Annotated in this window: 22 protein-coding genes; 12 read left to right on the top strand and 10 right to left on the bottom strand. The window is 60.2% G+C overall.

Features of this window, described 5'->3' with window-relative positions; translation table 11 throughout:
- The first annotated feature begins 103 nt into the window (after window positions 1-103).
- The 4 genes from rbfA (at window position 104) to pnp (ending at window position 4,072) form a co-directional block, all read left to right on the top strand.
- Window positions 104-493 (top strand): 30S ribosome-binding factor RbfA, encoded by a 390-nt coding sequence (gene rbfA, locus FHR87_RS01905; protein WP_183164986.1) that lies wholly within the window; start codon window positions 104-106, stop codon window positions 491-493.
- Between the two features lie 3 nt (window positions 494-496).
- On the top strand, window positions 497-1,414 hold the full coding sequence (gene truB, locus FHR87_RS01900; RefSeq protein ID WP_183164985.1) for a tRNA pseudouridine(55) synthase TruB: 918 nt from the start codon (window positions 497-499) through the stop codon (window positions 1,412-1,414).
- Window positions 1,415-1,534: 120 nt separating this feature from the next.
- The gene (gene rpsO / locus FHR87_RS01895) at window positions 1,535-1,804 is read left to right on the top strand and encodes a 30S ribosomal protein S15 (RefSeq protein ID WP_183164984.1); all 270 of its coding nucleotides are present in this window, start codon (window positions 1,535-1,537) and stop codon (window positions 1,802-1,804) included.
- 159 nt (window positions 1,805-1,963) lie between these two features.
- Window positions 1,964-4,072 (top strand): polyribonucleotide nucleotidyltransferase, encoded by a 2,109-nt coding sequence (gene pnp / locus FHR87_RS01890; protein ID WP_183164983.1) that lies wholly within the window; start codon window positions 1,964-1,966, stop codon window positions 4,070-4,072.
- A 399-nt stretch (window positions 4,073-4,471) separates the two neighbouring features.
- Here pnp and FHR87_RS01885 read toward each other — a convergent pair whose 3' ends face one another.
- Window positions 4,472-5,578, bottom strand: a complete 1,107-nt coding sequence (locus tag FHR87_RS01885) for an alkene reductase (RefSeq protein ID WP_183164982.1) — start codon at window positions 5,576-5,578, stop codon at window positions 4,472-4,474.
- A gap of 4 nt (window positions 5,579-5,582) precedes the next feature.
- Window positions 5,583-6,869, bottom strand: coding sequence for an SGNH/GDSL hydrolase family protein (locus tag FHR87_RS01880; RefSeq protein ID WP_183164981.1), 1,287 nt, complete (start codon window positions 6,867-6,869; stop codon window positions 5,583-5,585).
- A gap of 114 nt (window positions 6,870-6,983) precedes the next feature.
- Between FHR87_RS01880 and FHR87_RS01875 the strand changes: the two genes are divergently transcribed.
- Window positions 6,984-7,892 (top strand): LysR family transcriptional regulator, encoded by a 909-nt coding sequence (locus FHR87_RS01875; RefSeq protein WP_183164980.1) that lies wholly within the window; start codon window positions 6,984-6,986, stop codon window positions 7,890-7,892.
- Window positions 7,893-7,999: 107 nt separating this feature from the next.
- Here the strand turns inward: FHR87_RS01875 and FHR87_RS01870 are convergent, their stop codons facing one another.
- A complete protein-coding gene (locus FHR87_RS01870; RefSeq protein ID WP_183164979.1) occupies window positions 8,000-8,893 on the bottom strand; it encodes a LysR substrate-binding domain-containing protein in 894 nt (297 codons plus the stop codon).
- Between the two features lie 112 nt (window positions 8,894-9,005).
- On the opposite strand from FHR87_RS01870, the gene FHR87_RS01865 reads away from it, so the two are divergent.
- Window positions 9,006-9,914 (top strand): alpha/beta fold hydrolase, encoded by a 909-nt coding sequence (locus FHR87_RS01865; protein ID WP_183164978.1) that lies wholly within the window; start codon window positions 9,006-9,008, stop codon window positions 9,912-9,914.
- A 124-nt stretch (window positions 9,915-10,038) separates the two neighbouring features.
- Here the strand turns inward: FHR87_RS01865 and ycaC are convergent, their stop codons facing one another.
- Window positions 10,039-10,665: an isochorismate family cysteine hydrolase YcaC gene (gene ycaC / locus FHR87_RS01860; protein ID WP_183164977.1), complete on the bottom strand. Its 627-nt coding sequence runs from the start codon at window positions 10,663-10,665 to the stop codon at window positions 10,039-10,041.
- A gap of 92 nt (window positions 10,666-10,757) precedes the next feature.
- Entirely contained in the window at window positions 10,758-11,624 is an 867-nt protein-coding gene (locus FHR87_RS01855; RefSeq protein ID WP_183164976.1) for a pirin family protein, read from the bottom strand.
- Window positions 11,625-11,747: 123 nt separating this feature from the next.
- Between FHR87_RS01855 and FHR87_RS01850 the strand changes: the two genes are divergently transcribed.
- Entirely contained in the window at window positions 11,748-12,650 is a 903-nt protein-coding gene (locus FHR87_RS01850; RefSeq protein WP_183164975.1) for a LysR family transcriptional regulator, read from the top strand.
- Between the two features lie 83 nt (window positions 12,651-12,733).
- Here FHR87_RS01850 and FHR87_RS01845 read toward each other — a convergent pair whose 3' ends face one another.
- Window positions 12,734-13,741 carry a LysR substrate-binding domain-containing protein gene (locus tag FHR87_RS01845; protein WP_221189680.1) on the bottom strand — a complete coding sequence of 336 codons (1,008 nt, stop codon included), beginning with the start codon at window positions 13,739-13,741 and terminating at the stop codon, window positions 12,734-12,736.
- 187 nt (window positions 13,742-13,928) lie between these two features.
- Here FHR87_RS01845 and FHR87_RS01840 point away from each other — a divergent pair, with 187 nt between their 5' ends.
- Both FHR87_RS01840 and FHR87_RS01835 read left to right on the top strand, forming a co-directional pair.
- Entirely contained in the window at window positions 13,929-14,510 is a 582-nt protein-coding gene (locus FHR87_RS01840; RefSeq protein WP_183164974.1) for a class I SAM-dependent methyltransferase, read from the top strand.
- Window positions 14,511-14,762: 252 nt separating this feature from the next.
- A complete protein-coding gene (locus tag FHR87_RS01835) occupies window positions 14,763-15,719 on the top strand; it encodes a sulfonate ABC transporter substrate-binding protein (protein WP_183164973.1) in 957 nt (318 codons plus the stop codon).
- Window positions 15,720-15,933: 214 nt separating this feature from the next.
- On the opposite strand, the gene FHR87_RS01830 is transcribed toward FHR87_RS01835, so the two are convergent.
- A complete protein-coding gene (locus FHR87_RS01830) occupies window positions 15,934-16,218 on the bottom strand; it encodes a hypothetical protein (RefSeq protein ID WP_183164972.1) in 285 nt (94 codons plus the stop codon).
- A gap of 405 nt (window positions 16,219-16,623) precedes the next feature.
- Here FHR87_RS01830 and FHR87_RS01825 point away from each other — a divergent pair, with 405 nt between their 5' ends.
- Together FHR87_RS01825 and FHR87_RS01820 are read left to right on the top strand one after the other, a co-directional pair.
- Window positions 16,624-16,935 carry a hypothetical protein gene (locus FHR87_RS01825; RefSeq protein WP_183164971.1) on the top strand — a complete coding sequence of 104 codons (312 nt, stop codon included), beginning with the start codon at window positions 16,624-16,626 and terminating at the stop codon, window positions 16,933-16,935.
- Between the two features lie 78 nt (window positions 16,936-17,013).
- Window positions 17,014-17,937: an aldo/keto reductase gene (locus tag FHR87_RS01820; RefSeq protein WP_183164970.1), complete on the top strand. Its 924-nt coding sequence runs from the start codon at window positions 17,014-17,016 to the stop codon at window positions 17,935-17,937.
- A 20-nt stretch (window positions 17,938-17,957) separates the two neighbouring features.
- Here the strand turns inward: FHR87_RS01820 and FHR87_RS01815 are convergent, their stop codons facing one another.
- From FHR87_RS01815 to FHR87_RS01805, 3 genes are all read right to left on the bottom strand, one after another.
- A complete protein-coding gene (locus FHR87_RS01815) occupies window positions 17,958-18,803 on the bottom strand; it encodes an NAD-dependent protein deacetylase (RefSeq protein ID WP_420826713.1) in 846 nt (281 codons plus the stop codon).
- A 147-nt stretch (window positions 18,804-18,950) separates the two neighbouring features.
- Complete coding sequence (locus FHR87_RS01810) at window positions 18,951-21,008, bottom strand: AsmA family protein (RefSeq protein ID WP_183164969.1); 2,058 nt, start codon at window positions 21,006-21,008, stop codon at window positions 18,951-18,953.
- A 157-nt stretch (window positions 21,009-21,165) separates the two neighbouring features.
- On the bottom strand, window positions 21,166-21,606 hold the full coding sequence (locus FHR87_RS01805; RefSeq protein ID WP_183164968.1) for a response regulator: 441 nt from the start codon (window positions 21,604-21,606) through the stop codon (window positions 21,166-21,168).
- Window positions 21,607-21,820: 214 nt separating this feature from the next.
- Between FHR87_RS01805 and FHR87_RS01800 the strand changes: the two genes are divergently transcribed.
- Window positions 21,821-23,515 carry a thiamine pyrophosphate-binding protein gene (locus FHR87_RS01800; RefSeq protein WP_183164967.1) on the top strand — a complete coding sequence of 565 codons (1,695 nt, stop codon included), beginning with the start codon at window positions 21,821-21,823 and terminating at the stop codon, window positions 23,513-23,515.
- The last annotated feature ends 42 nt before the right edge of the window (window positions 23,516-23,557 follow it).

Here is a 23,557-nt window from a genome sequence, read left to right as displayed (position 1 = left end):
GGTTAGGGCAGAGCGTTCGCGCACTGTCACTGGCTTGCCGCTTGTGCCTTGTGTTCACAGTTTTTCAGCTTCCGGTGCGAGCCGCAGCTGTTGCGAGTTTGAAATGGCGAAAGAGTATAGCCGTACCCAGCGTATCGGCGATCAGATCCAGCGCGAGCTGGCAATGTTGATCCAACGCGAGATCAAGGATCCGCGCCTGGCGATGGTGACCATTACGGCAGTCGAGGTCAGTCGGGATCTTGCACATGCCAAGGTTTACACCACGGTGATGAGCCAGGATGACAGCAGCCAGATCGCTGAAAGCCTGGATATTCTCCAGGACGCTGCCGGATTCCTGCGCATGCAACTAGGCAAGGCAATGAAGGTGCGAACCGTACCGCAACTGCACTTTCACTACGATGCCAGCATCCGTCGCGGTACAGAGCTTTCCGCATTGATCGAGCGGGCCGTGGCCGAAGATCGTAGTAAGCACCATGATGCTTCGGAGGATTGACGGATGGCTCAGGTAAAGCGTATCCGGCGCAAGGTCGATGGCGTGCTCGTGCTGGATAAGCCCAGAGAGATGACTTCCAATGCCGCTTTACAGAAAGTCCGCTGGTTATTCAATGCGGAAAAAGCTGGCCATACCGGAAGTCTTGATCCACTAGCGACAGGCGTCCTGCCTTTGTGCTTTGGCGAGGCAACCAAGTTCTCCCAATATTTGCTGGAATCCGACAAGGGTTACGAGACAGTCATGCAACTGGGCATAGCCACTACTACGGGCGATGCCGAGGGAGAAGTGACCGAGCGTAAACCCGTCGATGTTACTCCGGCCCGTTTGGAAAGCATTCTGGCGACTTTTCGTGGTGACATTGCGCAGATTCCGCCGATGTACTCGGCTCTGAAGCGTGACGGTCAACCACTGTATAAATTGGCTCGAGCTGGCGAAGTAGTGGATCGGGAAGCTCGTTCTGTTACCATTTCCCGCCTCGATGTGCTCGATTGGGATGGCGACCGAGTCCGACTGGCGGTTGCCTGCAGCAAGGGAACCTATATTCGCACGCTAGTCGAGGATATCGGACGCGAGCTTGGATGTGGCGCACATGTCGCACAATTGCGGCGAACCCTGGCAGGGCCGTTCGAGGTACTTTCTGCAATCACGCTGGATGTCCTGGAGCGGGCGCATGAAGAGGGGGGAGCAGAAGCTCTCGATGGATTTCTACTGCCAGTCGATAGTGCGTTGGAGCATTGGCCTTTGCTAACGTTGTCCGAGCATACTTCCTATTATTGGTTGCATGGCCAGCCAGTATGGGCGCCGGATATTCCAAAATTCGGCATGATCAGAGTTCAGGATCACAATGGCCGCTTCATCGGTATCGGCGAGGTGAGTGACGATGGGCGTCTGGCACCTCGTCGTCTGGTTCGGTCTGAATGACCGATAATCTCGTTGCGCCAGGCGTAGGGGGATTCGAGGGTGGCTGTCGGCAGGCACGGTCACACCTCTTCAATCAACTCGGGATGCGAGTCCCGGCCTGTTCACTGTAGGGAGCCCGAAATGGCACTTAGTGTTGAAGAAAAAGCCCAGATCGTTAACGAGTACAAACTGGCCGAAGGCGATACCGGATCGCCGGAAGTGCAGGTTGCATTATTGACTACTAATATCAACAAGCTCCAGGAGCACTTCAAGGCCAACGGCAAGGATCACCATTCTCGCCGTGGCTTGATCCGCATGGTCAACCAGCGTCGTAAGCTGCTGGATTACCTGAAAGGCAAGGATACTACTCGTTACAGTAGCCTGATCGGCCGCCTGGGCCTGCGTCGCTAAGGCGCAAGCCGCCCGCAGCTGGGATCGGAAGCTGGAAGCAGGATTTTGTGCCTGCTTCCAGCTTCCTTGCTTCCGGCCCCGGGTTTTTCAGGATTGCCCGGGTCCGATTCCCGTCATTCCTGGCAATTTCCCCAGAGGCAATATAGAGAAGGAAAAACCGTGAATCCGGTAACCAAGCAATTTCAATTCGGTCAATCGACCGTCACCCTGGAGACTGGCCGTATCGCTCGCCAGGCTTCCGGAGCTGTTCTGGTTTCTATCGATGACGATGTCAGCGTTCTAGTCACCGTCGTTGCTGCCAAGCAGGCTGATCCAGGCAAGGGGTTCTTTCCGCTGTCCGTGCACTATCAGGAAAAGACCTATGCTGCCGGCCGCATTCCTGGTGGATTTTTCAAGCGTGAAGGCCGCCCTTCCGAGAAAGAGACACTGACTTCACGTCTGATCGACCGACCGATTCGCCCACTGTTCGCGGAAGCCTTCCTGAATGAAGTGCAGGTGGTTTGCACGGTGGTTTCCACCAGCAAGAAGATCGATCCGGATATTGCAGCCCTGATCGGTACGTCCGCCGCCCTGGCCATTTCCGGTATTCCTTTCAGCGGCCCCGTCGGTGCGGCCCGGGTCGGTTATCACGAGGAAACCGGTTATTTGCTGAACCCATCTTATGAACAGCTCAAGGCTTCGCGGCTGGACATGGTCGTGGCAGGCACCGAAACCGCTGTATTGATGGTTGAATCCGAAGCGCAAGAGTTGACTGAAGACCAGATGCTGGGTGCTGTACTGTTCGCTCACCAGGAATTCCAAGCCGTTATCCAAGCGGTCAAGGAGTTTGCTGCCGAAGCGGGCAAGCCAGCCTGGAACTGGGAGCCGCCAGTCGCGAAAACCGAGCTGCTCGATGCCATCAAGAGCGAATTCGGTGAGGCCATTTCCCAAGCCTATACCATCACTTCGAAGCAAGATCGCTACAATCGTCTCGACGAATTGCGTGACCAGGTCGTGGCGAAGCTGGCCGGTGATGAAGAAGGCAAATCCTCCAGCGAGGATGTCAAAGGAGCCTTTGGCGAAATCGAATACCGTACCGTGCGTGAAAATATCGTCGACGGCAAACCGCGAATCGATGGCCGTGACAACCGCACCGTTCGACCGTTGAAGATCGAAGTCGGGGTATTGCCCAAGACTCATGGCTCGGCCCTGTTCACTCGTGGCGAGACCCAGGCGCTGGTCGTGGCGACGTTGGGTACGGCGCGCGATGCTCAGGTGCTCGATACGCTGGAAGGGGAGCGCCGGGATGCCTTCATGCTGCATTACAACTTTCCGCCGTTCTCTGTCGGGGAATGTGGCCGCATGGGTAGTGCCGGGCGTCGTGAAATCGGCCATGGGCGTCTTGCGCGGCGTGGCGTACAGGCCATGCTGCCGAATGAAAGTCAATTCCCCTACAGTGTTCGCGTTGTTTCGGAGATCACCGAATCGAACGGATCGAGCTCCATGGCTTCCGTGTGTGGCGCATCTCTGGCACTGATGGATGCCGGTGTACCGATGAAAGCTCCGGTTGCCGGTATCGCCATGGGGTTGGTTAAGGAAGGCGACAAGTTTGCCGTACTGACCGACATCCTGGGTGACGAGGATCATTTGGGCGACATGGACTTCAAGGTGGCCGGAACCGCTGATGGGGTTACTGCTCTGCAGATGGACATCAAGATCCAGGGTATTACCGAGGAGATCATGGAAATTGCCCTGAATCAGGCTCTGGAAGCACGCCTGAATATCCTGGGGCAGATGAATCAGGTCATTGCGCAATCACGTAGCGAGTTGTCTGCTAACGCGCCAACCATGCTGAGCATGAAGATCGATCCGGACAAGATCCGTGATGTCATTGGCAAGGGTGGCGCGACCATTCGTGCCATTTGCGAGGAAACCAAGGCTTCGATCGATATCGAGGATAATGGCGCGGTCAAGATCTTCGGCGAGACCAAAGAAGCTGCAGAGGCCGCTAGGCAGCGTGTCCTGGGTATTACTGCAGAAGCGGAAATCGGCAAGATCTACGTCGGACGTGTCGAGCGCATCGTCGATTTTGGTGCTTTCGTGAACATCCTGCCTGGCAAGGACGGCCTGGTGCATATTTCGCAGATCAGTGACCAGCGGATCGAAAAGGTCACCGATGTGCTGAAAGAAGGTCAGGAAATCAAGGTTCTGGTTCTCGATGTAGATAATCGTGGCCGGATCAAGCTCTCCATCAAGGATGTGGCTGCTGCCGAAGCTTCCGGAGCCTGAATTCGACCTATTTGATCCAAAAAGGCCCTTCGGGGCCTTTTTGCTTGTGCGCCCTGCATGGACGCAATCTTGTGGGTGAAAGTCCCATCGTAAGTTGACCACGGCGAACGAAGTGAAGCGCAACTGCATAAGAATGACCGCGTGTGGGCAGGAAGCGTGGAGCGAAGCCGCGAGCCGATGAACAAGAATCGAAATGCCGACCGGAGCGAGCGGGCAAGCAACCGCAACGCTCTCGTGGCCAAGGAGCGGCAGCGTAGATCCGAGGGTTGTACGGTGAAGGATTGCGTTCTTCCCTGGGGAGATCTCGCTTTGTGCCTGAAAGGGTGACGGTGCAAGCCGAGGTTGATGTGAAATACTGTAAGTCAGATGCCTGCCAAACGCGGGGCGGATACCCGGCGCTCATCGGACAGCCCCTGGATAATCGGTGTAACCAGCCGCGCCGCCACCAAAGAAGCGTTCGCTGTCTGGTTCGTTCAATGCCAGTCCCTGCCGCAAGCGTTCCGGCAAATCGGGGTTGGCGATAAACGGCCGACCAAACCCGATCAGGTCAGCCCAACCGTTGCGCAAGGCTGTCTCGGCGCGTTCTTGCGTGTACTTGCCGGCATAAATCAGCGTGCCGCGATAGATCAGACGCAGTGCCTCCTTGAACGCTGCCGGCATGTCCGGAGCATCCTCCCAGTCCGCCTCGGCGATGTGGATGTAGGCCACGCCGATGTCGTCAAGCACCTTGGCGGCGGCGAGATAGGTGGCCTGGGGCGTGTCGTCCACCGCGCCCTGCAGGGTGGTCAGTGGTGCCAGGCGCACGCCGACGCGCTCGCGGCCCGCAACCGCCACCACCGCTTCGGTGACTTCGCGCAGGAAGCGCAACCGATTGGGTAGCGAGCCGCCATAGCCATCGGTGCGCGTATTGGCTCGGGAGTCGATGAACTGATTGATCAGGTAGCCGTTGGCACCGTGCAGTTCCACGCCATCGAATCCGGCCTCCAGTGCGTTGGCCGTGGCACGGGCGTAGTCCTGCACCACGCCGGCGATCTCGGTTTCGGACAGGGGACGTGGTGCCGAATGCTGCACCATCTCTCCAACACCGGCTTCGGGGCCGCGGCCTTCGGGATCGATGAAAACCTTCACGCCTTCGGCAACCAATGGTGAGGACGACACCGGCGCTGCACCATCGGGTTGCAGCGCGACGTGCGACACGCGGCCGACGTGCCACAACTGCGCGAAGATGCGCCCGCCGGCTGCGTGTACCGCGTCGGTCACGCCACGCCAGCCGGCGACCTGTTCGCGGCTATGAATGCCGGGCGTCCAGGCATAGCCTTGGCCCTGCTGGCTGATTTGCGTGCCCTCGCTGACGATCAATCCGGCCGAAGCACGCTGATGGTAGTACTCGGCCATTAACGTGTTGGGTACGTCGCCAGGCTGGCTGGCGCGTGAGCGGGTCATCGGTGGCATGACGATGCGGTTGGGCAGCTCCAGGCCGCCAAGTCGGTAGGGGGTGAATAGCATGGTGTCAGTGCTCCTGAGAGGTAACGGACCGGGCGGCGAGGCCCGGCAGCAGATCGTCGAGGTTGATGGACTCGGCCATGGCGTGGTTACCGGCGTCGCCTGGGTGCAGGTGGTCGCCGGAATCGAAGCGCGGATCGAGCTGGGCGAGGTTGGCCGGATCGCGTGTCACCGCGTCGAAATCAATCACTGCGTCGAAGGCGCCGCTGTCGCGAATCCAGATATTGACCTGTTGGCGCAGCGCGTCTTTGTCGGGGTTCCAGTAATCGTCCAACGGGGTATCGGGCAGCGCGCCTGCGAACGGCGTCAGCGTCGCGCCGATCACGCGCAGGCCACGGCTGCGCGCACGTTCGATCAATTGCCGGTAGCCCGCGACCAGCGCGTCCAGCGCCGGCTGTGCCGTCTGTCGCGCGAAGGCCGTTCCCGGCCAGGCGATGTCGTTGATGCCCAGCAGTACGACGACGCTGCGCACGCCAGGTTGGGCCAGCACGTCGCGCTCCAGCCGGGCCAGCGCATTGACGCCCATGCCGTCGGATAACTGCCGGCTGCCGGAGATGCCTGCGTTGATCACTGCTACACCGTGCGGGGCCAGGCGGGTGGCCAGGAAGTCCGGCCAGCGGCTGTCCGTGTCCAGACTGGCGGTGGCCCCGTCGGTGATGGAATCGCCGATCACCGCAACCGCTTGCGCCGACGGGGCGGCCTCGATTTCGATGCCGCTGAGCAGCAAGCGGGTTGTGGTGCTTTGCGCCTGATCCTGTGCGGTATCCAGCTCCGGGGCGCTCGTCTGGTCACCTGGCACGATCCAGGCGGTTTGCCGCCCATCCCAGTGAAAGGTGCTGACCGGCGTTTCGCTTGGCAGATAGAGGCTGACGGTCACTTGAGCCAGCGTGGGCACTGGCAGCTCGACCGGATCGCTGAGCAGCGGCGCGCCGGGCGCGATCGTCGCGCTCGTTTGGCCGCCGAAGGTGACGCTACGCAGATGGTTTGCGACGGTGGTGGTTGGCGCCCCGGACAACGCGACCGTGGCACCGCCGACGGTCAACGGCCGCTCACCATAGGCATTCGACAGCACGAGGCGCAGGCGTGATCCTCCCAGGCTGAGGCGTGCTACCTGGCGCACGGTCTGGTCGCGCAGCACGGCCGGGGCATGGGTGGGAAACAGGAAGTCCAATCCCCAGACCGGCTGCGGACTGGCCGTCCAACTGGTCACCCAGGTGGACTCGGCGGCGGCCGTCTGTGCGGCAAGCGCGAAGGTCAGTAGCGTCGCGGCCGATCCTTTGGAGACAGTTTTCATGATTGATGAATTCATGGCCGATAACGGACTTGATGATGAATTCAACGACATTGATGCACTAGACTGCCTGCTGGAAAAACATTTATGAGTTGATCTCACCAAGCGAAGGCACATATGGCTCGACTGGAAGTCAACCGCTCCGGCGAGTTGGAGGTTTTTGTACGCGTGATCGAACTCGGCGGGTTTTCCGCGGCCGCGCGAGCCTGCGGCATGACGCCCTCAGCCGTAAGCAAACTGGTGGCGCGGCTGGAGCAGCGCCTGGGGACGCGTCTGGTGAATCGCTCTACACGGCAACTCCAGCTCACGCCCGAGGGCTGCGCCTTCTATGAGCGCGGCGTGCGTGTGCTGGCCGATCTGGACGAGGCCGAGCGTAATGCCAGTTCGCACAGCGTGCCGCGCGGCCGGCTGCGGGTGAATGCCAACGTGCCATTCGGCCACCATTTCCTGTTGCCGCTGGTGCCTGCGTTTCTGGAGCGCTATCCCGACGTGATGCTGGACATCGTGCTCACCGACGAGGTCATCGACATCCTGGAGCAGCGTACCGATGTGGCTGTGCGCGCCGGCCCGCTCAAGAGTTCGAGCCTGATGGCGCGCAAGCTCGGCCAGACCCGCATGGTGATTGTTGGCGCGCCTGCCTATCTGGCGCGCCAGGGCACGCCGGCCACACCGGATGATGTGCAGCGGCACAATCTGCTGGGCCTGAACTACGTGCGCGCCCGGCAGGGCTGGCCGATGCGCCGGGATGGCGTGGATAGCAACGTGGCCGTGACTGGCAACGCGCAAGCCAGCGATGGCGAAGCCGTGCGCCATTTGGCTCTGGCCGGCCTGGGGCTGGCCCGACTGGCGGCGTTCCAGGCGCGCGAGGATATCGCGGCCGGACGGCTGGTGCCGGTGTTGGAAAACTTCAATCCGGGCGACCGCGAAGAAATCCATGCGGTGTTCGTTGGGCAGGGTGGCTACCTGCCGCTGCGGGTACGGGCGTTTTTGGATTTTCTGGCCGAGAACGTGAAGCTTGGGGATTGAGTCGCGCCGCCTGCGATAGGTCAGCCAATGGCGCAGCGGTAAGCGCGCCGCCGTGTGTCGAGGGCAACCTGCTCGGCCATGCTGGCGTTGCATCTCACGGTTGGTTTTCAAGTGCCGACGGCAAAGCGGTGTCGTTGACCAACTTCGCGTACGGCCGAGACCAGCGCCTGGACCGCCGGTCCGTCGCTGCGTGCAAAGGCATGGAACTGAACCCTGGGCAAATCTGGCATGCCCTCCGGCGTGGATAGCACCTGCAGGCCGCTATGTAACTGGCTGCGGGCGATAGGCGTGACGGCAAACCCGGCCGTTGCGGCAGCCAGGCAGCCGGCCATGCTGCTGCTTTCGAACGCTAAGCGCCATGGGCGAGCGCAACTGCCAAGCGCTGCCAAAGCCGACTCGCGGTAAACGCAGGGTTCCGGAAAAACCGCCAGGGGGACGACCGCGCTGCTATCGAAATGCTGGTCCGCGCCGTACGCCCATACCAGATCCTCTTCCCACATCAACTCGCCAGTATCCGCTGTGCGACTGCATTGCTTGCCGAACACGACATCCAACTGCTCGCCTGCCTGTTGACGCAACAGATTGGCGGTCACGCCGACTTTCAGTTCGATCGATGCCCCGGGGTGCCAGCGATGAAACGTCTGCAGGACACGTGGCAGCCAGGTGCCGGCAAAGTCTTCCGAGGCGCCGATGCGCAGCCGTCCTTTTATCGGCGAGCCGCGCAACCGGGCGCGCACTTCTCGTTCCAGGTCCACAATGTTGCGTGCATAGGCATACAGCAGTTCGCCAGCCGGCGTCAGCTCGAAACGGCGAGTGGTTCGAGCCAGCAGTCTGGTTGCCGTGGATTGTTCTAGGCGTTTGATGTGTCCGCTGACTGCCGACGGCGTCAGCGCCAGGCGTTCCGCTGCCAGGGCGAAACCACCCGTATCCACCACTTCCAGGAAGGTGCGCAGCAGCACGACTTCCAGGCTTGCTGCTGCCGAATCGGGATAACTGTCCATTTCATGGTGCTCTATTCATCATGATATATGAACAATTATCGACTATTCTTCATGAAAAGAATTGGTTTGTAATCCTATCCTTGAGTCTGACTACCAAGCAAGGGCAGATAAAATGCAGACCTATACATTCGTTACCACACCACGGTTGGACATCGCGTATCTGGAATGGAATCCGGCGGGCGACCGGACGGTGGTGCTGGTGCATGGCTGGCCTGATAGTCCGGAGGGCTGGGAGCTCGTGGCCACCCGGCTCGCGCATGCCGGCTACCGTGTGCTATGCCCGGCCTTGCGTGGATTCGGGCCAACCCGTTTTCGCGATGAGGCGATTCTTCGAAGTGGCGAGCTGGCAGCATTGGGGCGGGATCTGTTGGATTTCATCGATGCCTTGGGGGTGCGGCAACCCGTGCTGGTCGGCCATGACTGGGGCGCGCGTGCCGTGGCCAATGCTTGCGGCTTGCGCGAGCAAGCGGCAACGCATCTGGTCATGCTATCGGTAGGCTATGGCACCAACGATCCCAACCAGCCGCTTACGCTCGATCAGGCGCGCAATTACTGGTATCACTGGTTCATGGCAACGCCCAGGGGACAACAGGTCGTAGAGGAGGATCGCCGCGCCTTCACCCGGTTGATGTGGGATACCTGGTCGCCATCTGGCTGGTATGAAGAAGCCACTTTCGAGGTGGCCGCGCGAGCCTTCGACAATCCTGACTGGGCCCGGGTCGTGGTGCATTCCTACCGCCACCGCTGGGGATTCGTTGCCGGCGATCCGGCTTACGCTGCGGACGAAGCCCGTCTGAATCCCGCGCCGATTCTGAACGTGCCGGCCTTGGTGCTGCATGGTGGCGTGGACCGTTGCAATCAACCCGGTACTTCCCTCGGCAAAGAGCGATTCTTTGCCGGCCGCTATGAACGCCATGAACTGGATGGCATTGGGCATTTCCCGCAGCGAGAGGCTCCGCAAGCGGTTGCCGATGCCCTATTGCGCTTCTGTGGTAATGGCCATGACAGAGATACCGCGTGACGCTTGCTGCTTCGCCCAGCCCGGGTGAGCCGGGCGAAGAAAACGCCGATCAATTGCCTGCGCTGGGCGTTTTGCCAGCGAGTGACCGTATACGGATAGCGGGTCGTCAGCGGTGCAATCGACTTTACCGATGCTGAGTCTGCGTGGTGTAGCTGGTGATCAGGTTGCGGTAGTCGGGAATATGGTTGGAGAACAGCGTGCCCAGTCCTTCCACGTCGTTGCGCCAGTCGCGGTGCAGTTCGCAGGCTACGCCGAACCAGGTCATCAATTGCGCGCCGGCGGCAGACATGCGGTCCCAGGCGGCGTGACGGGTGATTTCGTTGAAGGTGCCTGAAGCATCGGTGACGACAAACACGTCGAACCCTTCTTCGATGGCCGACAGCGCCGGGAACGCCACGCACACTTCGGTGACCACGCCGGCAATGATGAGTTGTTTCTTGCCCGTGGCCTGCACTGCCTTGACGAAATCTTCGTTGTCCCAGGCATTGATATTGCCGGGACGGGCGATGTAAGGGGCGTCGGGAAACTGATTTTTCAGTTCCGGTACCAGAGGGCCGTTCGGTCCTTCTTCAAAACTGGTGGTCAGGATAGTCGGCAGTTTGAAATAGCTGGCGAGGTCGGCCAGCGCCAGCACGTTGTTCTTGAACTTGTCTGGCTCGATGTCGCGTACCAGCGACAGCAGGCCAGTCTGATGATCCACCAGCAGTACGGCGGCGGCGTTCTTGTCGAGACGGACGTAAGGCTTGGTCATGGCATTGCTCCTGCGCGGTTGAGAATTTGCCCTGGTGGGCAGTGGCTGATCCGTTGGCCGCTCCTGGTGCTGTCCAGGAACGGTAGGGCGGATCAGGCCGGCATCCGGCCGAAACGGCCGTTGTCGAAATCGTCGATTGCCTGGCGGATCTCCGCTTCGCTGTTCATCACGAACGGGCCGTGACCGACGATGGGCTCATCGATTGGCTCGCCGGCGAGCAGTAGCAGCGTGGTGTCGCTGTTCGCCGCGATCTCCACACCACTGCCCTGGCGGTCGAATTGCACCAGTTGGCCTTCATGTACGACCTCGCTGCTATTGATTTGCACCAGGCCATGCAGTACGACCAGCGCCAGTGTGTGTCCATCCTGCGTGTCGAAGCGGGCGATGCCGTTCTGCTTCAGGCGTACGTCCCATACATCCAGCGGCGTAAAGGTGCGCGCCGGGCCGCGGTGGCCGTCGAACTCACCGGCGATTACGCGCACGCGACCGGCTCGCTCAGGCAGGTCCACGGATGGAATCTGTGCATCCAGTAGGGTTTGGTAGCCCGGCTCGGCCAGCTTGTCCCTGGCTGGCAGATTGACCCACAGCTGCACCATCTCCAGGGTGCCGCCGTGCCTGGTAAAGGCCGGTGAATGGAATTCTTCGTGGAGGATGCCGCTGGCGGCTGTCATCCACTGCACATCACCCGGACCGATCAGGCCGCCGGCACCGGTGGAATCTTTATGCGCCACTTCGCCCTGGTAGACGATGGTCACGGTTTCAAAGCCGCGATGTGGATGCTGGCCCACGCCGCGTGGGCGCTCGGCTGGGGCGAACTGTGCCGGACCTGCGTAGTCGAGCAGCAGGAACGGGCTCAGGTGCTGGCCGTGGCTGCCATAGCTGAACAGCGACCGTACCGGGAAGCCGTCGCCTACCCAATGCTGGTGAGGGGGGCTGTAGATGCCAAGGATCTTTTTCATGTTCATCTCCTGCATTGGCGAGGGGTAAAAGCCCGCGTTGATGGGAAAAGAATAGGAATGGAACGATGATCCCGGTAGTCAGCAATACTTGGCTTCAGAGTCCTATTTGATGAACGATCAGTGATGAGAAACTTGAACGACCTTTATTACTACGTACAGGTGGTGGACCACGGTGGTTTCGCCCCGGCTGGACGGGCGCTGGGGGTACCGAAATCCAAACTGAGCCGGCGCATCGCGTTATTGGAAGAACGCCTGGGCACCCGGCTGATCCAGCGCTCCACGCGGCGCTTCGCGGTCACCGAAATCGGCCAGACTTATTACGGCCACTGCAAGGCCATGCTGGTAGAAGCCGAGGCTGCCGACGAAGCCATCGCGCTCACCCAGGCTGAGCCGCGTGGCATTGTGCGCATGACCTGCCCGGTAGCGCTGCTCGATGCACGGATTGCCGATATGGTGGCGGCCTTCTTGGTGAGCTATCCGCGCGTGGCGATTCATCTGGAAGAAACCAATCGTCGGGTGGACGTGGTGGGCGAGGGGATCGATGTGGCTATTCGGGTGCGCCCGCCACCGCTTGCGGACAGCGAGCTGGTAATGCGCGTGCTGGCCGACCGCGGACAGTGCCTGGTGGCTTGCCCGCAGTTGTTGAGGAACGGACCGCTCGAGACGCCTGCCGATCTGGCCGGCCTGCCCAGTATGGATCTGGGGCTGCCGCAAAACGAACACATCTGGAACCTTTTCGGTCCCGACGGCGCGCATGCTGCCATTCGCCATCAACCGCGCCTGGTTACGCGCGGGATGCTGGCATTAAGGGCCGCCGCCGTGGCGGGGGTGGGTATCGTGCAGTTGCCTGCGATGATGGTGCACGAGCAGCTCGAACGCGGCGAACTGGTCCAGGTCATTCCGGGCTGGGTGCCGCGGCGCGAGATTATTCATGCGGTGTTCGCTTCGCGCCGAGGCTTGCTGCCAGCGGTCAGAGCCTTGGTTGACTTTCTGGCGGAGCGCTTTGTCGCGCTGGATGAGGATTGAGTCCAGCACAACCCTCGGCTTTTTCCTTCTCCTGCTGGCCGGATGAAGGGATCGGCGCTGGCGCTAAAGTGCAGTGCTCAATTCTACCGATCCGTCTCTGGATACAGCTCGGCCGTATTTGACCAGCACACTTCGATAGCCGGCATCTGGTAATCGCTCGGCTGGAAGTCCTGGCGTAGTCGGGCACGGGCGAAATCGATGAAGGCGCGCAGCTTGGGCAAGGATTGCGTGCGATTGGGGTAATAGAGCGTCAGCCCCGATTTTTCCGCCGCGAAGCAGTCGAGCGTGGTTTCCAGCCGACCGTTGGCGATATGGAACATGGCCAAAGGGCGCGGCAGGTAGGCCAGGCCCACGCCCATCAGGGCGGCGCGCAGGTTCAAGTCGGCGTCGTTGACGATCAACGGTCCCTTGACCGCTATATCCACCGGTTGGCCGTCGACGATGAATTCCCAGTCGAAAATGGCCTGGGAAGGGGTGCGCAACTGGATACAGCGATGCTGTTGCAGCTCCTGCGGAGTCGTCGGGTAGCCGTGTTGCTGGAAATAGGCCGGCGCGCCGACCACGATAGATTGCAGCGGCGGTGTCAGGCGCACGGCCACCATGTCGGCCTGGATGGTTTCGCCAAAGCAGATGCCGGCATCGAAACCTTCCTCGACGACGTCGATCATGCGGTCTTCGGCAAACAGCTCCAGTTGCACGGCGGGATAGGTCGAGCAGAATTCAGGAAGCAGCCGGTTGGCCAGCAGGGGCAGAAGCGTGCGCGGTACGTTGAGCCGGAGCAAGCCGCTGACTTCATCGCCGAGCCCCATTGCCGCCTCGATTCCCGAGGTCAGCATATCCATCGCGGGTTTCGCCTGGCTCAGCAGGCGTTCACCGGCTTCGGTCAGGCCGACGTTGCGCGTCGTGCGGACCAGCAGTGGCACGCCGACTGCCGTTTCCAGGGCCCGGATGGACTGGCTGACAGCCGATGGGGTGATACCAAGCTGGCGGGCCGCGGCACGAAAGCCGCGTAGCTCGGCCACGACGAGAAACACCGCCAGCCCATCCAACTGGCCGCGTGCAATCGGTAAGCGCGACTGTACTATCCCCACAAGATATCCCCTGGCCGAATGGCACTACAGTCGATAGAGGAAGTTACCTAAGCAGATGAGTGTTAAGGAAAACTGAACAGGTCATTCAGTGAACGCGTGATTATCGAAGTGTGATTCGGTCAGTAAGATCCCCTACGATGCAAATTCGGCCCTCTAGGTCGACATTAAAGCGCTGGAGGTTATCGGCTTGTTCAAATCGGACCTGTTGACGTTTTTCCTTGCCTGGGCGGCCAATCCGCTGCAGGTAGCTTCGATCATCCCTTCCGGGGACCGCTTGTGCGCTCTGATCACGTCCGAAATCTCATCCGAGACGGGCCCTGTAATCGAATTCGGGCCGGGAACCGGGGTGTTTACGCGTGCGCTGCTCGATTGCGGTGTGCGCCAGCAGGATCTGACGTTGATCGAATTCGGCGACGATTTCGCCAATATGCTGCGGTTGCGTTACCCCGAGGCTCGGGTACTGCAGATGGATGCACAGCGGCTGGCGCGTCATGCACTTTATGCTGGGCGACCGGTCGGTGCGGTCGTGAGCGGCTTGCCACTGTTGTCCATGTCGCCGCGCCAGGTGATGGGGATTCTGCGAGGTGCCTTCTGCCACATGCGCGATGGCGGCAATTTCTATCAGTTCACCTATGGGCCGCGATGCCCCGTTCCGCGGCCGATCCTCGACCGCCTGGGTCTCAAGGCTGTGCGGCTCGGTCGGGAGTTGCGCAATTTCCCGCCAGCCACTGTTTACCGGATTTCACGCTGCCAGCCGATGTATGTTTGAAGAAAACCCTGTCGAGGTTCCAGAAATGCCGGGGCGATCCGCTCGATGCACCGGCCTTTTTCTTGAGGCTTCTGTGGGGTGCGTGCTTGTAGTGCACCAGGGGAGACGCCCTTTCTGGCGACGGGTTATTAAATGTCAAAAGGTTATTATGAAAATAATGTATTAGATCGATATTGGATAAAGGATTTAGGCTCCTCAGCTCCCAGGTTCTGCGCGAAGGGCGCAGGCTGGTGAGCCAAAAGGAGTTTGAAAATGCGTTCTACCGTTTTCCATAGGCGGCTGGTAGCCGGCTTGGTGCTGTTGGCTGGGGTGCTGTTCGGGTTGCCGGGGGTCGCCAGCGCCGAGGAAGTATTGAAAATCGGCTTCCAGAAAGGAGGCGGCTTATTATCGATATTGAAATCGCGGGGAACCCTGGAGGAGTCGCTGGGCAAGCAAGGCTACAAGGTAACCTGGCATGAGTTCCAGGCCGGCCCGCAACTGCTCGAAGCGCTGAATGCGGGAAGTGTCGACTTCGGCTATACCGGATCGCCACCACCGATCTTCGCCCAGGCTGCCGGTATCGATCTGGTCTATGTCGGAGCGGAGCCTTTCGCGCCTGCTACCGAAGGTATCGTTGTCGGCAAGGACGCGCCCATCACCAGCATTGCCGACCTCAAGGGCAGGAAAGTCGCCGTGCAGAAGGGCTCCAGTGCCAACTATCTGCTGGTTGCATCTCTGGCCAAGGCCGGCTTGGCCATCAAGGATATCCAGCCGGTTTATCTACCACCTGCCGACGCCCGTGCGGCCTTCGAAAATCACAATGTCGATGCCTGGTCGATATGGGACCCATACCTGGCAGCCATCGAGAAAACCGGATCGGTCAAGGTACTGGGCAATTATCAAGGCTTGCAGCAGACCAATGCCTTCTACGAAGCCTCGCGCAGCTTTGCCGAAAAGAAACCGCAATTGTTGCAAGCGTTGTTGGCCGAGCTGGCCAAGGCTGGCGCCTGGGCTAACGATAACCCGAAGGAAGTGGCGCGGTTACTGGCTCCGCAGCTCGGTTTGCCCGAGGATGTGCTGGAGTATTGGCAGGCCCGCGCTCGCTACGGTGTGCAGCCGCTATCCGAGGAGATTGTTGCAGTACAGCAGAAGGTGGCCGATACCTTTTATGAGCAGAAGCTGATCCCGAAAGCGGTGAAGGTCGAGGACATCGTCTGGAGAGCCCCGTGATCCGGGGTCATTCAGCGGGGGGCGGAGCGCTCCTTGCCGAGTGTTCCGCAACGGCTGGCCTGTGGAAAAGGCGCTGACGTTCAAATGCCGAACGCAAGAGCATTGGCTTTTTTCATGGAGCGTCGCTGGCGGCTTTTTCGTTCGGCTTTCCAGTCTGAAGCGCTGTTCATCCACGTCAGGGCAGGCAGCTACTGCCTGTACCCGGCGAGCGGAATCAGTCGTTCTCGCTCCAGAGATACTGGTCGATTTCCTGCATCAGGTAATCGTTGTGCCGGATCCCGCGGGCAACTGCTTCGGCCTCTTCCTGAGTATAGCCTTGCAGGGTGAAACTGGTGCGGCCGGCTGGCTCACTCTCATAGTAGAGCTGTACTTCCAGCAGCCAGGCATCGGCGCGCTGGGGAATCGGTAGCAGCCGCAGGTAGGCCTTCAACTTTTTTTCGAGCTGTACTATGAGGTTCAGGACTTCCGTCGATTCACTCGATGGCTTCACTTCACTCACTCGATTTTCCCCTGTTTTGCTGCAAGGCGAGCGCCTGTGCATTCGGTCTGCTGTTACATGCTCGTTTCCGCTGGGCAATGCGGTTGGTGGTTCGACATGGAATGATTGGCTGGACCACCGGCCGCGGCGCATTAAACCAGATCGTCGTTCGACGACGCGAGCACCTGCGACGGATCGTCCAGGAATTCACGCGATTTTCCGTGGATAATCTGTACTGTGCTGGCTATTTTCGGGCAGTTGGCGGTGTATTTGCAGGAAATTCACAGGATTTTTTTGTCGCTGGGCGCGGCGTCGATCCGCTTGCCGGAATCTGGTGCGGTCGCTACCCCTATTGGTCCACCACATGCCATTGCCTGACAAGCCCTTGTCGGAAATGGCAGGAAAACGAAAGAACGGAGCGAGGTCATGAACATCTGGGCGCTGGACAAACATCAGGATATTCGCCATGTGCTGTTGCTGCTGCACGAGCAGTTGGGGCCGGACGCCTTTGTCGTCGATGCCACCACTTCCTTGGACTCTCGGGCGATTTATCTGCGGCATCGTACCGACGAAGGCGTCCGTGCCTGGCTCTACACGCTTGGCCAGAATTCAGGGCACTACGGCGTGCATCTGGAGTACCCCAACAGCACCGATCCGCATGAAAACGTACCGTTGTCGGCTTTGGTGGAGATGCTTGCCGTGCATTTCGATGTGGCGATCATCCAGCCGCTGCCTTGAGCTGGTTTGTGGAACTCCGTTCTTTCGATGACCTCCTTTTTGATAGCGCAGCCTGCATTTATCAAAGGAGAAGTCGTCATGCCCGACCGCCGTCGTTTTCTGCACTATTCGCTTGCTGCATCCGCGCTGTTGGCAAGCAGTTTCTGGTTCCGGCACGGTCTGGCCGCAACAGCAAGCGAAACGTCCATGCTGATGCGCAAGATCCCGTCTACCGGTGAAGCGTTGCCGGTGATCGGGCTGGGCACGGCCGATGCCTTCAATGTCGAGCAGACCCCCGAAGCGCTGCGACCGCTCGCCGAAGTTCTCGATACCCTGTTCGCGGCAGGCGGCGCGGTCATCGATACCGCGCCCAGTTACGAGAAGGCTCAAGGCGTCGTCGGCGCGTTACTGGCCGAAAAGGGGCGACGCGCCAAGGCTTTCGTCGCGACTAAGGTGGAAGGGCCGGAAGCAGGCATTGCTGAAATCGAGCGGGAACTGGCGGACCTGAACGTCGAGCAGATCGATCTGTTACAAGTTCACAGCATGAAGAACCACAAGACGCTGCTGCCTCTGCTGCGGGAAATGAAGACGCGTGGACGGACGCGTTACATTGGCATCACTCATCATGCGGAGCGAGCCCAGGAGCAGATGATCGAGCTGGTGCGCAAGGAGCAGCTGGATTTCGTGCAGATCAACCTGTCGCCTGGCGAGCGCAAGGCGCAGGAGCGATTGCTGCCGTTGTGCCAGGAGAAAGGTGTCGCCGTGATGATCAATCGGCCTTTCAATGACGGTCGGTTGTTCGAGCGGGTCGCTGCCAAGCCGTTGCCGGATTTCGCCGCCGAGCTCGGTTGTTCCACGTGGGCCCAGTTGATGTTGAAGTATTCCATCGCGCATCCGGCGGTGACCTGCATCATTCCGGCCACTTCGAATCCCGCTCACATGGCCGACAATATCAAGGCGGGCAGCGGGCCATTGCCTGATGCGAAGCTGCGCCAGCGAATCGCCGCCTATTTCGACGCGTAGGGTGTGGTGAATGCCGCTAGCTATAGGGTGCCAAGCCGTTCGGCAAGCCAGGGCAGGACCCGTTCGCAAGGTTGCTCGATCTTGGCATCCAGCAACTCGTCGGCGCGGGTCTTGCCGAGGTTGATGGCTATCAATGGCTTGCCTTGGGCCGATATCGACTGGCAGAGCCTGAAGCTGGAGTAGGTCATCAAGGTCGAGCCGATTACCAGCAGTGCCGGTGCCTGCTCGATGCTCCCTGTCGCGGCCTGGCTTTGTTCGCTCGATACGCCCTCGCCGAAGAACACCACGTCCGGCTTGAGCAGATCGCTCCCGCAGCAGGGGCAGTGCGGAATGCGAAAGCCTTCTAGATAACGGGTCGCCAGCAGGGCATCGCCATCCGGTGCCACGACCGCCTCGATACCTTGCAGGTAGGCGTTCTCTTGCTCCAGTAGCGCCTGAACCTCGGTACGCGGCAGGATCATGCCGCAATCCAGGCAGCGTACGCGATGCAGGTTGCCATGCAGTTCGACGACGCCATGATTACCGGCCTGCTGGTGCAATCCGTCGACATTCTGGGTAATCAATCCTGCGATCTGCCGCCTGGCCGCGAGCACGGCAAGGGCCCGGTGCGCCGCATTCGGCTGCGCTTTGTGTACTTTCGTCCAGCCGACCATGCTGCGTGCCCAGTAGCGCTTGCGTGCTTCGGGCGAGCCGACGAATTCCTGGTACAGCATGGGGGCCTTGCCGCGGCGGATGCCATCCTGGTCGCGATAATCCGGAATCCCGGATGGCGTGCTGATTCCCGCGCCGGTTAACACCAATAGCGGCTGTCGGGCCATGAGTTCGCACAGCTCCAGCAGCGCTGTCTGGTGGTCGATCATCTGCATGAAATTTCTCCACAACTGCCGGTCGGTCAAATGCAATCCGGACAGAATAGAACGAGTGCAGTGATTACGGAAAGGCAGCGGCCTGGACGTGGTAGCGCCAGCGGCGGATCGAGCTTCCTCTTCGGGGCGATCCGCCGCTGGCCGGGCTCAGCCAGCTTTAGGCCGGCTTTCCTGGATTTGCTTGAGCAATGGCGCGCACTGGTCGGGTTGCTGACCGCTCGGCGCGATCAGTGCGGCCAGGCCGGCCACGGGGGCCAGTGTGGCGCCAAGGATCACCATGCCGGCGCCACGGGCGATCAGCGAGCCGGCCTGTACACCGGGACGGGGCTCCTTGAAGGTACCTCGGACATAGAGCGGCGAGCGCAGCGAGATGATTCGTACCCCCTTGGAGCGTGGCACGATGTCCAGATCCATTGCTTCCGTCTTGAAGTTGACCGTGCCGTTGATATTGACCAGTGCATTCTCCGTATCGAAGACGAATACCCTGGAACGTGCCAGGCCATTGGCGATGCCAATATCCGCTGCCGCGCAGTTGATCTTTACTTCCTCGTCGCCGAATAACCGATCGACCACATAGTTGCCGACGTTCAGGCCGGCGATCTCCATCAGTGCGCTGCTGATGGTGCCGTCGTTGATCAGGATCTTCACTTCGCCATCGGCCGAACCGAGCAGGGCGGCGACAGAATTGCCGGTGCCGCTCAGGGCCGCGTCGCCGTTCAATTCACCGAGGCTTTTCTGCATGCTCGTGACCCCGGGAAACAGTCGTTTGAGTTCGAGTTGCCGGGCATTGAGCCTGGCTTTGGCTTGCAGCGGTTGTTGCCGGCCATCGAGCATCATCATCGTATCCAGGCGGCCGCCGGCCATGCCCAGGCGTAGCGGTTCGAGGTTCAGCAAGCCATCGTCGAGCACCACATGGGTGTGCAGGTCGGTGATCGGCAGCTTCTCGCTCTTGACGATACGCTTGCCGGTGAAGCGCACATCGGCATCCATGGCGCGCCAGCGCTCGGTCAGGAACGGGTCGATCGGCAGCACCTTGTCTGCCGGCTGCTGTACTGCGCCATCACGTTTTTTCTGGGTGGTATTGGAATCGGCACCGATCAGCGGCGCAAGATCGTTGAACAGCAACTGGTTGGAGGTCAGTTCTCCGGTCAGTTTGGGGCGAGGCTTGCCGGCCACGAAGCTCAAATCGCCGCTGATATCGCTCTCGCCGATGCGGCCACTGAAGTGGCGGTAGTGGTACTGTGCGCCTGCCTTATCTTGCAGGTTGGCAGTGAGGCGTCCTTCGGTCGCGTAAGTCGGGGTGTCCGGCAGGGTCACGCCGATCAACGGGTAGAGATTACCCAGGCTGTCGCCGGCGAGGCGCAGGCGCAGGTCCAGCGCGCCAAGGTGTGTCGGGTCGGTCAGGGTTCCTTCGATTCTGATGCGGGTGGCACCGGCCCGCAGGTCGACCTGCAGGGGAAACGGCAGGTTGGGATCTTTCAGAGCGAGTACGCCACCGACCTTGCCACTGCCTTCGAGCGGCTGGTTTTGGTAGCGCCCCTGGGCTTTCCAGGCGAAAGCGTAGTCTTGGGGGCGAGCAGTTTTTTGCTCGGTTTTCTGTTCCGGCTTCCGGTCCAGAATCTGCTCGAACGGAATGGGCTCGCCGAGCGGCGAAATTTCCATGTTGACCTGGGCCTTGAGCGTCTCGTCGTCCAGGCGCACATGGGCGTGGTCGAACTCAATGGTGCCAAGGTCGACTGTCCAGGAAGACGGCTGCTTTTCTTCCTTTTCGTCCATCTCGAATAGCCAGTTGGCGCGACCGTCGGCCAGCCGTTCGAGATCGGCCTGCGTACCGCTCAGCACGATACGGGGAATGCTGACGGTCTTACCCAGCAGCGGCAGTGGTGCAATATCGGCTTCGACCCTTTCAAGCGTGACCAATTGCTTGGTCTTGGCCCAGTCTGGATTACCCAGTCGTAGCTTCTCGGCACTGATATGCGGCCAGGGAATCCAGCCGCGCCAGCCGGCTTCGGTGCTTGCACGCTGCCAGCCAACCGCCAGGTTGCCTTCGATGGCGAACGGGCGGTTCAGGGCTTGCGATACTTGCTCGTTGATCGTCGGCCTGAGTCGATTCCAGTCGAAGGTCGCTATCACGATTACCAGGACAAGAACCAAGGCCAGCAAGCTGCCCAGGACCCAAACCAGAATCTTTCTGCTACGCGTCAATGCCGTTCCTCCCCTCATGCTCGCCGTCACGACCGCGTTTTATACGCTATCGACTGGCAAAAGGCGGAGATGATTCATTCGCTTATGCGGGTACCGGAGACCCGGCAAGTCCGAAACAGGGTATCGAGCCAGACTGGCTTTGCTGATCGGCAATCGTTCATGAGCGCGTAATGGAATGTGCCAGCCCTGTCGGCGGTAGCTCGTCGCGAGTGGCGAGCGGTAAGGCTTGTAACAGCTGGCCTATCAGCACCAGCAGTTCATCTGCTCTCCAAGGTTTGGGTAAGTACCGGACTTGCGCGAACAACCCCTTGGCGATGTCGCTGCCATGGCTTGAGGTCAGGATAATGGGCAATTCAGGCCAGCGAGATACGGCAAGACTCGCAAGTTCCGCTCCGTTCAGCTGGCTGCCCGTTTGGTAGTCGGTGATGAGCAGATCGATCTGGGCACGGTGCTGCAGAAGATACAAAAGCGCATCGTCGGCTGTTTTGCAGGTTACACAGCGGTATCCGTCGTAAGCCAGAATGTCGGGGATGATGTCCCGTAACACTGGATCGTCTTCGGCAATCAGAATAGTCCCTTGAGTTTTGCTATTGTCCATGAGCTGAGTCCCATACTGCTGGTCGTCATTGCCACTTAGCATAGGAAAATCTTCCGGGGCTCGATTCATTCAAGTAGATGAATTGAGCGATACGCCAGATTTTTTCGCTGTATGTCCGCTGCGCTGGTGTTCTGTGTCGAACGGTGTCATCGGTCGCGTTTCGCTGTCCGACGCTGGAAGAACGCTTTCGCTTTCGTTCACCAGGAGGTCGCTCATGTCATTTACCCGTTTGTCCGATCTCGAGAAAAGCCCGCGCCGCCGTGGCGCCGACATCCTGCTCGAGCTCTTGCACCAGCAAGGTGTGGAATACATCTTCGGCAATCCGGGAACGACCGAATTGCCGCTGATGGACGCGTTGGCCGATCACCCCGATATCCAGTACATCCTGGCGCTGCAGGAAGCCTGCGTTGTCGCCATGGCCGACGGCTACGCTCAGGCGTCCGGCCGGCCGGGTTTTCTCAATCTGCATACCGCCGGCGGATTGGGGCACGGCATGGGCAATCTGCTCAACGCAGCGATTTCGCAAACGCCACTGGTAGTGACTGCCGGGCAGCAGGATATGCGCCACAGTCTGACCGACCCTTTGCTGTTCGGCGATCTCGTGCGTATTGCCGCGCCGGCGGTGAAATGGGCGCAGGAAGTGACTAGTGCCAATCAGTTACCCGTATTGGTGCGGCGAGCTTTCCAGGATGCCAGCGCTGCGCCCAGCGGCCCGGTGTTCCTCTCGTTGCCGATGAACGTGATGGAGGAACTGAGCGATGTCGATACCAGCAAGGTATCGCATATCGAATACCGTTCCTGCGCCGGTTCGCTTGATCTGCTGGCCGGACAACTGGCTGCCGTTGCTCCAGGCCGGCTGATGCTGATCGCCGGTGACGAAGTCCATGGGTCCGGGGCGGCAGAGGAGGTCGTGCAACTGGCCGAGTTGCTCGGTGCGCCGGTCTACGGTTCGTCCTGGCCAGCCCATATTCCATTTCCTACCGCGCATGCGCTGTGGGCTGGCAACCTGTCGCCGAAGGCTGCGGAGATTGCCAGGGAGCTGGAACATTACGATGCCGTTTTTGCTCTGGGTGGCAAGTCACTGATCACCATCCTTTACAGTGAAGGGCCGGTGGTTCCGCCGCAATGCGAGATCTACCAGTTATCCACGGATGTCCGCGACCTGGGCCGGACCTTTCCGACACGCCTGTCGCTGGTCGGGGATATTCGCACTTCGCTGCGCGGGCTGTTGCCACAGTTGGCGCCGCTGGTCGCAGGCACTGCATCGCAGCGTAGTGAACTGATCCGGCAAGCGGCGACCACTCGCCGGGCCGCAAGGCAGAACCTGGAGCAAGATGTGCGGGCCGAATGGACGGCGTCGGTCATTTCACCGCTGGTCGCCGCCCATGAAGCGGCGCATGCCATCGGGCCGCAAGTCGCCATCGTCGACGAGGCCATCGCTACGGCAGCGCATCTGCGCCATTTCCTCGATAGCCCGTCGGCGCGCCAGTATGCATTCCTGCGTGGTGGTGGGCTTGGCTGGGGAATGCCGGCGGCGGTCGGTTATTCGCTCGGCCTGGGGCGCGAACCGGTGGTCTGCCTGGTGGGTGACGGGGCTGCGCTATATTCGCCACAGGCGCTGTGGACCGCCGCCCACGAGAAACTGCCGGTGACCTTCGTGGTGATGAACAATCACGAATACAATGTGCTGAAGAATTTCATGAAGGCACAGACCGATTACGCATCGGTACGCAAGGGCAAGTTCATTGCCATGGATCTCATCGAACCGCTCATTGACTACCAGGCCATGGCGGCATCGATGGGAGTGCCTGCCGTTCGCGTCTCCAGGGCTACGGATATCGCCCCGGCGATTCGCGCCGGTATCGAGGGCGGTACGGCCAATCTGGTGGAAATCATGATTGGCACCTGAATTTCCTTGGGGTTGGCGAAGAAGATGTATTTCGGCCACGGC

It is taken from the genome of Azomonas macrocytogenes (assembly GCF_014191985.1).
Taxonomy (GTDB): domain Bacteria; phylum Pseudomonadota; class Gammaproteobacteria; order Pseudomonadales; family Pseudomonadaceae; genus Azomonas; species Azomonas macrocytogenes.
The sequence above is the reverse complement of the archived record's forward strand: the minus strand, read 5'-3'. Positions and strand labels throughout refer to the sequence as shown.